Here is a 12,449-nt window from a genome sequence, read left to right on the forward strand (position 1 = left end):
GCTAAATAGGCATTGAGTCTGTAATAAATCCTGGAATAACACGGTCTAATTTAAAGACTTATTCAATATTGACCAACAGTTAATATGAACCCACGTTAAATAAAAGCCAGCGCGGTAAACGTATGCGAAAAGGAATATAACATGCTAAACAAACAACAACTGGTTTCTGCAGCAACCGCACTACCGGGAAATGCTGACCCAATTCGAATCACTGAGCGCCATTTCGTCAATCAAACCGACCTGCTCGATGCACCCACGGGCTCTCAACAAGAAGTCCTGTTTGGTATGGGGTGCTTCTGGGGAGCTGAGCGTTTGTTTTGGCAATTGGATGGCGTTATTTCAACATCCGTTGGTTACGCTGGCGGATACACAGTTAATCCCACTTATGAACAAGTATGTACTGGGCAAACCGGCCATACCGAGGTCGTTCGTGTCATATTTGATAGTGAACAAACCTCTCTAGCTCGAATACTTGAAACCTTTTGGGAGCGTCATGACCCAACTCAAGGGATGCGCCAAGGCAACGATTTAGGGACTCAGTACCGTTCTGCGATTTACACCTTCAGTGAAGAACAACAATCTATCGCTGAGCACTCTAAACGTGAATATCAACGAGCAATGACTGAATCTTTAGGCAACGAGATCACGACGGAAGTTCTGCCTGCTGGAAAATATTTTTTCGCAGAAACCTACCACCAGCAATACCTAGCTAAAAATCCGAATGGGTATTGCGGGTTGGGTGGAACAGGTGTGTGCTTCCCTCCACAATAAAGTGCCGTTCGACATACCATCGTGAACGACACGCATTAAAAAAGGGCTTCCATCAGGAAGCCCTTTTCATTGTTAATCTATTCGGTGCAAGACAAATCGATAAAGCTCAGTTACACCGGCAACGCTGCAATGGTGCCGTTAACTTCTTTAAAAATAGTGAGCTTTTGTTTGTCTGAAACTTCAGGAAGTAGCACCTTGCCTTGGTCGAAGCGAAACTCTCCAACACCTTCAATAGCAAATTGGCCTTTGAACAGGACTTTAACGAAACGCGCCACCTGACGTGGACGGTAAGTAGAAAATTTTCTTAACATAATACAACCTCAATTCCATTTGAGTACTACAGTCACATACCTGAACAGCGTCGCTGTTCAAAGCACATTTAATCGCTAATTCCTTTAGCAAACAGCAAGATAATCTATTGTTCATCTTGATATTGATGCATTATACCTTTTGGTAACAAGCCTGCAACTTCTTTCTACGTCGTACGATAAAAAAGTTAAAGAGGCATTTTTCAAATTTCATATTATACTTCCTGTGCAAACCAATAAGCGGAACAAAAATATAATGAAAAACAAAACTCTACTGGCTTTTCTAGCCGCAGCCTCTCCACTTTTCGCCAATGCTCACAACCTATCAGTAGGCGCTACCCTGCCTGCCGTCGATGTGAGTAACTATGGTGAGATTGTTCTAAACGACGGAAATACTGGATATCAAGCTTGGGCAACCAATGATCTTCTAGGTAAAGTTCGCGTCGTTCAAGCTATCGCTGGCCGCAGCAGCTCTAAAGAGCTCAACGCACCACTGATGGCAGCCATTACCGCATCGAAATTCTCAGAAGACAGCTACCAAACCACCACTATCATCAACCAAGATGATGCGATTTGGGGTACTGGGTCTTTTGTTAAGTCCTCTGCCGAAAGCAGCAAAGAAGAATTTCCATGGTCTTCTATGGTCCTAGATGAAGACGGCGCCGTTGCGTCAACATGGGCTCTAAAAGAAGAAAGCTCAGCGATTATCGTTCAAGACAAGCAAGGTAAAATCTTGTTTGTAAAAGAAGGTGCATTAAACGAATCAGAAGTCACTCAAGTCATTGAGTTGATTAAAGCGAGCCTTTAATAAGATATTCGCGTCTTTTTCGAGACCTAACCAAAGGATATTGTTATATTATAACAGTATCCTTTTTTTTAATTCTGTGGTTAATCATCCTGATGTGGCAAAACACACCCAACAATGTGAAACGCAAAACAGGCTTCTTGCTTGGGCTTATGCTCATGTTAAGCGTGTTAGCCGCAACACACATTGTGGATATCGCACCAGAGCACCACACTTCACACCATTGTGAGCTGTTTTCGCTTAATCAGTTCATCACAGCGCACTCACTACCACAGATTCCAGAGTTCCATTCGGAATTTACTGTCGCTATTACAGAGTCAGTAACTTCACTACAGCGGCTATATTTCGCTTATTTGGCACGCTCACCTCCTGTAAATATCGCTTAATTACCACTACTTTTTAATTAACCTTTATTCAGGAAAAAACATGAAACCTACTTTTTTAGCCGTTGTTATCGGCATGACTGTCTCTACAAATGCTCTAGCTAACGAAGAATTCCGCTCTCATGATGCACACGTACATGGCCAAGTTGAAGTAAACATCGCGCAAGATGGGCAAGAATTGCTTGTTGAAGTAACAGCTCCAGGCGCAGATGTGGTTGGGTTTGAACATGCTCCAAAAACTGCAGAACAGAAGAAAGTGTTTGAACAGGCTATCGCACAATTAAACAAGCCAGAAGAGCTGTTTAGTTTTAACAATGCGAGTTGTACTCTGAAGTTCAAGTCAGTAGCAAACACGTTAGAAGGCGGTCATGACGACCATGAAGGCCATGACCATGCGGAACACGGTTATGGCGACCACAAAGACCATGATCACGCTGAACACGATCATGACGACCACAAAGACCATGACCACGCTGAACACGATCATGATGACCACAAAGACCATGACCACGCTGAGCACGATCATGATGACCACGAAGGTCACGACCACCACGATCACTCAGAAGGTGGCCACGGTGAGTTCACTGTTGAGTACCACTATGAATGTTCAGATGTTGCTAAGCTAGACACAGTTAGCACTCAGTGGTTCTCTAAGTTCAGCAACACTGAAAAAATGACGGTGAACCTACTAACAGACACAGCTCAAGTACAAGAAGTGCTTAACGCAGAGCGTATTAGTTTCCGATTCTAATCACTCCTAGATCGGATTAAACGTAAAATAAACAGCCAGGTAAGTCATCGCTTACTTGGCTGTTCAAATCGGTGTGTTCCTGGGAATTTATGTTTCAAATTACTGTCCAGTAGATACACCGCTTTAATTATTGGAGCTAGCATGTCTTCTGACAGTTCATCACTTGTGGTCAAACTCGAAAATATCAGCTTTCGTTGGAAGCCTGAATTACCACCAACGCTAGAGATCCCCTCTCTTCACATCCAAGCCCAAGAGCACCTTTTTATTAAAGGGCCAAGTGGTTGTGGAAAATCAACTTTGTTAGGGCTACTGACCGGAATCAACCAAGCTGAGCAAGGAGAAGTCTCTATCCTTGATCAAGACCTCACTCAGCTTACACCTCGTCAAAGAGATAAATTCAGAGCCGATCATATTGGTTATATTTTCCAACAATTTAACCTGCTTCCTTATCTATCAGTTATCGATAACGTGACGCTTCCTTGCCAGTTTTCACAGATTCGTAAACAGCAAGTCGCTGAAAGCCAGAAAAGCTTACAAGAGACGGCTCGAGAGTTGTTACTCCGATTAAAGCTACCTCAAGCTTTAATGGACAAGCCCGTTACCGAGTTGAGCATCGGTCAACAACAACGTGTTGCTGCCGCTCGTGCTTTGATCGGCCAACCCAAAATCATTATTGCCGACGAGCCAACCTCGGCTTTGGATCATGACAACCGAGAAGCCTTTATCGAACTGTTGCTAGAACAAGCGAATCAGGCGGGTTCTACCCTGATCTTTGTTAGTCACGATCCAACATTAGAAAAACTGTTCACTCGAACCATAGATTTAAAAACCGTTAACCAAGCTAAGGTTGTCGTATGAAAGTAATTACTCACTTAGCCTTAAAAAGCGTACTCAACCGTAAAGCCACAGCCATTCTAACTATTCTCACTGTGGCGGTGTCAGTTATTCTATTACTCGGTGTGGAACGTGTAAGAACCGAAGCTAAGAGCAGCTTCGCCAATACGATTTCAGGTACTGACCTTATCGTCGGTGGCCGCTCTGGTCAGGTAAACCTGCTGCTTTATTCCGTATTTAGAATCGGTAATGCGACCAACAACATCGACTGGAAAAGCTATGAAGAATTTAGCCAGCACAACGCAGTAAAGTGGGCGATACCAATATCATTGGGCGATTCACACAAAGGCTTCCGTGTGATGGGTACAAATCATAGTTACTTTGAAAACTATCGCTATGGAAGTAAGCAATTACTTACTTTCCAACAAGGTAAAGAATTTGAACAGCTATTTGATGTAGTGATTGGTGCCGATGTTGCGAAGAAGCTAGATTACAAAATCGGTGATCAAATCATTCTTGCGCACGGTATCAGTGATGTTGCGTTTAGCCGTCACGATAATCTGCCCTTCAAAATTGTGGGAATACTCGCGCCAACCGGGACACCAGTAGATAAAACCGTACACGTTTCGTTAGAGGCTATTGAAGCGATTCATGTTGGCTGGGAGTCAGGTGCTAACCTAGGACATACGCCGGATGCCGAAACCTTAAAGACTTTTGATTTCCAACCGAAGCAGATTACCGCGATGATGCTCGGGCTGAATTCGAAGATTCAAACCTTCGCACTGCAACGAGAAATCAATAACTACCGCCAAGAACCTTTAAGCGCCATTATGCCGGGCATTGCGCTTCACGAATTGTGGGGAATGATGGCTGTAGCAGAACAAGCACTACTGATTGTTTCAGGGTTTGTTGTCGTCGCCGGTTTATTGGGCATGCTCAGTAGCCTACTCACTAGCTTGCAAGAAAGGCGCCGAGAGATGGCCATCCTACGTGCGATGGGCGCAAGACCTCGTCATGTGTTTGGTTTACTGATCAGTGAAGCCAGTGCGCTAACCTTCCTTGGCATTACATTAGGTGTTGCAGTATTGTTTGCGCTGATCGCAGTGGTTGCTCCTATTGTGCAACAAAGTTATGGTATCAACATATCGATATCCGCAATCACACCGCATGAGTGGAAACTGCTTATGCTGGTACAAGTTGCTGGAATCATTATCGGCTTTATTCCCGCTTTCAGGGCTTACCGCCAGTCATTGTCTGATGGCATGACGATTCGAATCTAAAATAGGAACCTACGATGCAACGCAAATTCCTACTGATACTTGGGCTACTTCTGTTCCCATTTATCAGTACAGCTCACGCTGAAACCACTCAGAATGACGAATCGGTATTAACACTTGAATGGATTGATTTGATTCCAGAATCAGAACGTGCTCAGCTAGATTCATTTGGTATGCCGATGGTTGACCACAATAGTATGGACAAACCTCAACAATCGACACTTGGTGCTGTTCGCCCAGAGCTGAATGGCAGCACAGTGAAGATTCCTGGCTTTGTGATTCCATTGGAAGGTGATGAGAATATGATCACTGAGTTTCTGCTGGTACCGTACTTTGGCGCATGTATCCACGTGCCACCGCCGCCACCGAACCAAATCATCTACGTGAAGTTCCCGAAAGGTGCACCAATACAGCAGTTATGGGATGTGATCTATTTGGTCGGAACGCTGAAAACTGAGTCAATCAGCCATGACTTAGCGCAAACCGGTTATCTTATTGAAGGTACTGCGATTGAAGAGTATGACGACATGTAGTCATTAGAAGGGTGGCTCAAGGATGAGCTGCCGTCACTGAACGAGTGTGATCATTCAATAACAGTTTAATAACGATAATTTTCTTCTGAATTACGCGATGTAATTAGATAAGTAAGCTAGAACAGCGACATAAATCGCGAGTAATAACCCTATACTAAGCTGTTTCTTCAGCTTGTTATCATTGACTTGATTCATAACTCCTCCTTGAGAATTACAACAAATTTAACATTTTATTATCATTAACAAAAGTAAAATTTTGTTGAAACCTTCAACTATGCTCGCAAAATCTAGCCACCAATAAGATAAAGAGTTACATTTTAGACAGTTATACCAATCACAATAAGTAAGTGTTCAGAAATAGCGTAGGAAAAAGCCTTGAGAACAAGGCGGAGCTTTTTGATAAGTAGTTATTCTACAATCAAAAATTGTAGCTCAGTTATCAAGCGTTTTAACAAGCTAGGCTGAGCAATTATTTACTACGATTGGTTTTGAGTCGTCTCCTAACGGTACTCTTATGTCAAAAACCAAACAGCCAGTGATCATTGAGCATGCTAGCGACACACAGCATAAGCATGAGAAAAAGCCTCATATTGCCGACAGTGCCAGCAGAATGCTGCACATCGCACAAAGCTTCGGCCTCGATTCCTTAATTAGTCATAGTGCCAAGCCAAAGGATAAAGCTGAGAGTACGCTTATCGAACGGGCACTATTGCGAGAGAAAAAACGTAGAGAGCTTCGCCAAAAGAACCTAGAACAGATTCTAAAGTTGGCGCACTCTTCATGTAAGGATGAAGCGGCTGGAGACCCGGATCAGGACTGGTTATACCGTTTCTTCGACATGGCACAAGAGATCCACAATACATCGATGCAGAGGCTATGGGCTCAAGTACTGAAACGAGAAGTCACCAACCCAGGCTCGACGTCGATGAAGGCACTGCAAATCTTAAAAGACATGACACCAAAAGAAGCGTTAACCCTACAAAGGGCAGCCTCACTGGGTTGTAGCTTTGGTAGCGATAACAGCAGAAAGCTCTTACTCGGCTTTAAATCTCATGCTGGGCTATTCAACTTTGGCAAAAGGGACACCACCAACACCATCAACCTTGGTGGGCACAACCTGCCCTACTCCAGCTTGCTCCACTTGATAGAGCTCGGGATTATTCTGGGCACAGAATTAGAATCCGGAGAGATTGATTTCGATCCAGCCCTGCACCTAACCTATCAAGGTAAGAGCATGTCACTGGCACCATTATCAAAAGGCGTGAAGCTGGTTTACTACCGATTCAGCCCTACAGGCAATGAGCTTTGTACCTTGCTCGGTAACAAGCCAAACACGCAGTATTACGATCAACTGATTGCACTATTGAGCCAGAAATTCACAGTACAGACAGAAGTGAAAAGCAGCGTAAATTACACCGTCTAGACACTCGACGGAGCTAAAATAGACGGTGTAAAAAGTGAAGTATAGAGAGGAATAAAGAGAATCTAGAGGATAGGTTTCTTGTCTCGGTAAACTAAGGCTGCACTATTTATCGGTCGTGAATAAACAGATAAACAGCTGAGTAGCCTTAGTCATACCAACGATCTCAGTTGGCTAAGATATTTCGCTTCTCCAACGCATCAATACACAGTTTGACCAATTCATCGAGTGTCTTCTCACCTGCAGGTAGATCAATCTCAGGGTTCTGAGGCGCTTCGTACACTGAACTAATACCTGTAAAGTTCGGGATCTCTCCGGCACGTGCTTTCTTATACAGACCTTTAGGGTCACGCTGTTCGCAAACCTCTAATGGAGTATTGACGAACACCTCAAGAAACTCACCTTCCGGCAATAAATCTCTCACGAGTTGCCTTTCAGCTTGATGCGGAGAAATAAAGGCTGACAACACGATCAAGCCTGCATCTGCCATCAATTTAGCAAGCTCACCAATACGACGGATGTTCTCTCGACGATCTTGCTCAGAGAAGCCAAGGTCGCTACATAAGCCATGACGTACATTGTCACCATCCAATAAATAAGTATGGTAACCAAGCTGTGCCAAACGATTTTCTAATGCTCCAGCGACTGTCGATTTACCAGAACCAGACAACCCCGTGAACCAGAGCACGGCTGGCTTTTGTGATTTCAGATCCGCGCGAAATGTTTTATCAATCGAGTGTTGATGCCACACAACATTCTCATCTTTGGGTTTGAGTACTGCGGTCATAATTAGTCCTTTAAATAAACAGCATTAAAATGGGAAAAAATAAGGAATTAGGGTCAGCACCAAGCCCGAATATACAATCGAGATTGGAATGCCGATACGCAGATAATCCGTTAAATGGTAATTACCTACGCTATAAACAAGTAAGTTGGTTTGGTAGCCGTATGGAGAGATAAAACTGGCACTGGCACCAAACAGTACCGCCATGATGAACGGCATAGGGTCAACGCCATAACCTACTGCCATACTGTAGCCAATCGGAAATGAGAGTGCAGCAGCCGCATTATTGGTCACCAGCTCTGTCAAAACCAAAGTCATAAAGTAGGTAGCAACTAACGCACCGAATACGCCCCAGCCATTAAACGCCTCCATAAACATCAGCCCCATCCGCTCAGATAAACCCGATGAAATCATCAGTTGAGCAATAGAAAGTGCAGAGCCCACGATCACCACAATATCGACTGGGAAACGGCGGCGGAGCTCACCCAGTTGCACCACGCCAAATGCCACCAGCAACAGTAGAAAACCAGCTAAGCCTTTGATAATAGGTACTGCATCGATAAGGGCTAAACCAATCACGCTAGCAAAGCCGAGCAACACGAACGTCGATTTGTCGGCATCAAGCTTGGCACTCGAATCTAAGTCATTCATCAACACAAACTCTTTGTTGTGTTGTTGGCGCTGTTCTTCAAAGCGTTTACCTGGAACCAAAATCAAGGTATCACCAGCGGTCAATGTGATATTCCCTAGCCCACCTTCTAGGCGTTCATGGCCACGACGAATAGCAACCACAACCGCATCGAAACGATCTCTAAATTGGCTGGTTTTCAGGGTTTTGTTACAGAAGCTTGCCGACGAACTCACCACCACTTCAACAAAGCTCTGGCCATTCAAATGATGCTGACCAAACAGGGTTAAACCTTGGATTTCTTGCAGTGTTGCAACACTCTCTACATCACCACAAAACAGCAATCGGTCGCGAGCTTGAAGAATAAAATCAGGGTCAATAGATGCGGTGGTCTTACCGTCTCGAATCACTTCCGCTAAGAACAGTTTTCTCAATGCTCTGAGGTTGTTTTCACTTACGCTGCGACCAACTAACGGTGAGCCCGGCTCCACTCTGGCTTCTAAAAAGTAAGGCAGATCATCTTGAGAACCATCATCGTAGCTGGGTAAAAAATAGCTAAGAGGAATAAGGATCAACACGCCGCCGATCAAAACAGCTAAACCGATCAAGGTGGGTGTGAAAAAGTTTAAGCTCGGCAATCCGGCATCTTCAACAAAGCTATTGATGATCAAGTTGGTTGATGTGCCGATCAATGTCAGGGTGCCACCTAAAATGGCAGCGTATGACAAAGGGATAAGTAACTTAGATGGCGCGTGCTGTTGATTACGTTTGATCGCACCGATCAAAGAAACCACCACTGCCGTGTTATTGGTAAAAGAAGAAAGTAACGCTGTGGAAATACCCAACTTCGCAACCACGGTGCCTAGCCTACCTTCAGAGATATTGCGGCTAACCCAACTGATTAAGCGAGTTTTCTCCAACGCACTTGATGCGAGGATAAGAAGAATTAAAGTCAGTAACGAGGAGTTAGTGAAGTTATTGGCTAAGCTCGACAAGTCGATCATGCCAGCCATAAAAGCAATAAACGCCGCGCCAGCAAATATAAAGCTTGGCTTAATACGGGTAACGAGCAGGCAAGTAATGATGCCGAGCAAAATCGCTAATACAAATCCTTGTTGCCACATATACCCGTCCTTTATGGCGGAAACGATCGGTTTCCGCCTAATTCAATAAGCTGTTACTTGGTCGTTTATGACTTCAGTAGTTGGCTTAGATCTTTGGCATCCCAATGAGGGAAATGTTTGCGAACCAATGCGTTGAACTCAAGTTCAAATGCAGAGAAGTTACCGACTTGCTGTTCAACAGAGTCCAAACGGTCTCGAATCAAACCCGCGCCAACCGTCACGTTGGTTAGTCGGTCGATAACGATGAAGCCACCGGTATCGGCACTTTCACGGTATTTATCCAGCGCGACAGTCTCGTTCAGTGACCATTCACACAAGCCAATGCCATTCAATGGCAACTCATCGACAGCGTGAGTCGATAGGTTGTTGATGTCGTATTGGTGACGAACCGTTTCAACCTGACCAACGGTTTTCTTGCCTGCGATCTTGATGTCGTAAGCTTTGCCCGGTTGCAATGGTTGCTCTGTCATCCACACGATGTCAGCCAATACGTGGTTAGTGGATTCAATCTGCGCGTTTTCTAGCACAATCAAATCACCACGACTGATATCAATCTCATCTTCAAGGGTCAGTGTTACTGCCAAGCCCGCTTGCGCAGACTCCAAATCACCATCAAAAGTTACAATGCGTGCAACCTTAGAGGTTTTACCCGACGGCAGCGCCTTGATTTCATCACCGACACTGACACGGCCAGAGGCAACGGTGCCAGCAAAACCGCGGAAGTCTAAGTTAGGACGATTGACGTACTGAACTGGGAATCGGAATTCACCTGCCGAACGCTTTTGGTCAATGTCGACGTTCTCTAACACTTCTAGCAGAGATGGGCCTTCGAACCATGCAAGCTCTTTACTTGGTGCAGCAACGTTGATGCCTTCAAGCGCCGATACTGGCAAGATCTGAATATTGGTTTCACCTTCTAGGTTTTCTGCAAACTCTAGATACTGATCGCGAATCTCTTCAAAACGATCTTGTGAATACTCCACAAGATCCATCTTGTTTACAGCAACGATGAAATGCTTCAAACCAAGCAGGTTAGAGATAAACGAGTGACGACGTGTTTGATCCAGAACGCCCTTACGAGCATCAATCAAGATCACCGCCAGATCACACGTTGAAGCGCCTGTTGCCATGTTGCGCGTATACTGCTCATGCCCAGGAGTATCAGCAATAATGAACTTACGTTTTTGAGTCGAGAAGTAGCGGTAAGCCACATCGATCGTGATCCCTTGCTCACGCTCAGCCTGCAGACCATCAACAAGCAGTGCCAAATCAGGTTTCTCACCTGTCGTTCCCACTCGTTGGCTATCCGAGTGAACCGCCGCTAGCTGATCTTCATAAATCTGTTTTGTATCATGGAGTAAGCGACCGATTAGCGTACTTTTACCGTCATCTACCGAGCCACAAGTTAAAAATCTAAGCATAGATTTATGCTGATGCTGACTTAGATAACCTTCAATCCCTAGTTCAGCCAATTCGGCTTCTACTGCACTATTCATTTTTCTTTCCTTAGATTCTTAGAAATAACCTTGGCGCTTTTTCAGCTCCATAGAGCCCGACTGATCATGGTCAATCGCTCGACCTTGACGCTCACTAGACGTCGCCACCAGCATCTCTTCAATAATGCCCGTTAGCGTATTCGCCTCAGATTCAACCGCTCCGGTTAATGGGTAACAGCCTAAAGTACGAAAACGAACGCTTTTCTCTTCAATCACTTCACCTTCTTGCAGCTCCATACGGTCATCATCAACCATGATCAGCATGCCATCACGCTCAACTACAGGGCGTTTGTCTGAAAGGTAAAGTGGAACAATATCGATGCTCTCTAGATAGATGTATTGCCAGATATCGAGCTCAGTCCAATTAGATAGCGGGAAGACACGAATGCTTTCGCCCTTATTAACCTGACCGTTGTAGGTGTGCCAAAGCTCTGGACGCTGGTTTTTTGGATCCCACGTATGGTTCTTATCACGGAAAGAATAAACACGTTCTTTCGCACGAGATTTTTCTTCATCACGACGCGCACCACCAAAAGCCGCATCGAACCCATACTTGTTTAACGCCTGCTTAAGGCCCTGTGTTTTCATGATGTCAGTGTGCTTCGAAGAACCATGTACAAATGGGCTACAACCCATCTCAATACCTTCTGGGTTCTTATGTACTAAAAGGTCGAAGCCGTACTTTTTAGCCGTACGATCACGAAATTCAATCATCTCGCGGAATTTCCAATCCGTATCTACATGCAATAGCGGGAATGGAATCTTGCCTGGATAAAACGCTTTGCGAGCTAAATGAAGCATCACAGAAGAATCTTTTCCGATGGAGTACATCATCACTGGGTTATCAAACTCAGCCGCTACTTCACGGATAATATGAATACTTTCCGCTTCGAGCTGTTTTAGGTGGGTTAAACGTTCTTGGTCCATTTCAGTGCTTCCTTTAAGGCTCGCGTTACGAGCAATTCATTACTTGGTCTTGCCAAGCAAGGGATTTAACTCATCCACTTGAGTGAATGGGAGTATTGGCACTAGAAGAAAACAGAAGCTTCGTTTTGAGCTATCCTTGCTATTCATCTGCCTGATACGTCCTTGATATAGGCATTATGACGAGCCTCTCATATTACTGGAAATTCTAAAATTTCATTTTTTATTCGAAAAGCTGATAAGGGATTGAATTTACCGATAAGCAGGTGAAATGAATGGACTAATATTATCGATATCAGTTGCGCATCGATTGAACAGCTTTGGGAGGCGTCTTGCAGAACACCATAAAGTAATCGATCTAAGTCACGAATTCACATTCGTTGTAATCATTGTTTCATTCGGTTTTGTTAC

At 44.5% G+C, this 12,449-nt stretch carries 13 protein-coding genes; 8 read left to right on the top strand and 5 right to left on the bottom strand.

The genetic code is table 11. The features are described from left to right. Positions 1 to 141: 141 nt before the first annotated feature. Positions 142 to 771, top strand: a complete 630-nt coding sequence (gene msrA / locus F0229_RS15990) for a peptide-methionine (S)-S-oxide reductase MsrA (RefSeq protein ID WP_017058899.1) — start codon at positions 142 to 144, stop codon at positions 769 to 771. A 110-nt stretch (positions 772 to 881) separates the two neighbouring features. On the opposite strand, the gene F0229_RS15995 is transcribed toward msrA, so the two are convergent. Further along, positions 882 to 1,082 (bottom strand): DUF1107 family protein, encoded by a 201-nt coding sequence (locus F0229_RS15995; RefSeq protein ID WP_017058898.1) that lies wholly within the window; start codon positions 1,080 to 1,082, stop codon positions 882 to 884. Between the two features lie 253 nt (positions 1,083 to 1,335). Here F0229_RS15995 and F0229_RS16000 point away from each other — a divergent pair, with 253 nt between their 5' ends. The 7 genes from F0229_RS16000 (at position 1,336) to F0229_RS16030 (ending at position 7,085) form a co-directional block, all read left to right on the top strand. After that, on the top strand, positions 1,336 to 1,887 hold the full coding sequence (locus F0229_RS16000) for a YtfJ family protein (protein WP_017063723.1): 552 nt from the start codon (positions 1,336 to 1,338) through the stop codon (positions 1,885 to 1,887). Between the two features lie 92 nt (positions 1,888 to 1,979). Next, the gene (locus F0229_RS16005) at positions 1,980 to 2,270 is read left to right on the top strand and encodes a DUF2607 family protein (protein WP_017063722.1); all 291 of its coding nucleotides are present in this window, start codon (positions 1,980 to 1,982) and stop codon (positions 2,268 to 2,270) included. 40 nt (positions 2,271 to 2,310) lie between these two features. Beyond that, positions 2,311 to 3,018 (top strand): DUF2796 domain-containing protein, encoded by a 708-nt coding sequence (locus F0229_RS16010; RefSeq protein ID WP_136981963.1) that lies wholly within the window; start codon positions 2,311 to 2,313, stop codon positions 3,016 to 3,018. A gap of 141 nt (positions 3,019 to 3,159) precedes the next feature. Continuing rightward, positions 3,160 to 3,876 (top strand): ABC transporter ATP-binding protein, encoded by a 717-nt coding sequence (locus tag F0229_RS16015; RefSeq protein WP_017058894.1) that lies wholly within the window; start codon positions 3,160 to 3,162, stop codon positions 3,874 to 3,876. Further along, complete coding sequence (locus F0229_RS16020) at positions 3,873 to 5,132, top strand: ABC transporter permease (RefSeq protein WP_171733238.1); 1,260 nt, start codon at positions 3,873 to 3,875, stop codon at positions 5,130 to 5,132. The genes F0229_RS16015 and F0229_RS16020 overlap by 4 nt, the downstream gene beginning before the upstream one ends. A 14-nt stretch (positions 5,133 to 5,146) precedes the next feature. Then, complete coding sequence (locus F0229_RS16025; RefSeq protein ID WP_017058892.1) at positions 5,147 to 5,662, top strand: DUF3299 domain-containing protein; 516 nt, start codon at positions 5,147 to 5,149, stop codon at positions 5,660 to 5,662. 514 nt (positions 5,663 to 6,176) lie between these two features. After that, positions 6,177 to 7,085, top strand: coding sequence for a TIGR03899 family protein (locus tag F0229_RS16030; protein ID WP_017069397.1), 909 nt, complete (start codon positions 6,177 to 6,179; stop codon positions 7,083 to 7,085). A gap of 163 nt (positions 7,086 to 7,248) precedes the next feature. Here the strand turns inward: F0229_RS16030 and cysC are convergent, their stop codons facing one another. From cysC to cysD, 4 genes are all read right to left on the bottom strand, one after another. Then, complete coding sequence (cysC, locus tag F0229_RS16035; RefSeq protein WP_171733239.1) at positions 7,249 to 7,869, bottom strand: adenylyl-sulfate kinase; 621 nt, start codon at positions 7,867 to 7,869, stop codon at positions 7,249 to 7,251. A gap of 24 nt (positions 7,870 to 7,893) precedes the next feature. Then, the gene (locus tag F0229_RS16040) at positions 7,894 to 9,618 is read right to left on the bottom strand and encodes an SLC13 family permease (protein WP_017058888.1); all 1,725 of its coding nucleotides are present in this window, start codon (positions 9,616 to 9,618) and stop codon (positions 7,894 to 7,896) included. Between the two features lie 65 nt (positions 9,619 to 9,683). Continuing rightward, entirely contained in the window at positions 9,684 to 11,114 is a 1,431-nt protein-coding gene (cysN, locus tag F0229_RS16045; protein WP_017063719.1) for a sulfate adenylyltransferase subunit CysN, read from the bottom strand. Positions 11,115 to 11,132: 18 nt separating this feature from the next. Further along, positions 11,133 to 12,077 carry a sulfate adenylyltransferase subunit CysD gene (cysD, locus tag F0229_RS16050; protein WP_226088532.1) on the bottom strand — a complete coding sequence of 315 codons (945 nt, stop codon included), beginning with the start codon at positions 12,075 to 12,077 and terminating at the stop codon, positions 11,133 to 11,135. Between the last annotated feature and the right edge of the window lie 372 nt (positions 12,078 to 12,449).

Origin of the sequence: Vibrio sp. AIC-3, from assembly GCF_013114515.1 — a bacterium.
In the GTDB taxonomy this organism is placed as follows: domain Bacteria; phylum Pseudomonadota; class Gammaproteobacteria; order Enterobacterales; family Vibrionaceae; genus Vibrio; species Vibrio crassostreae_C.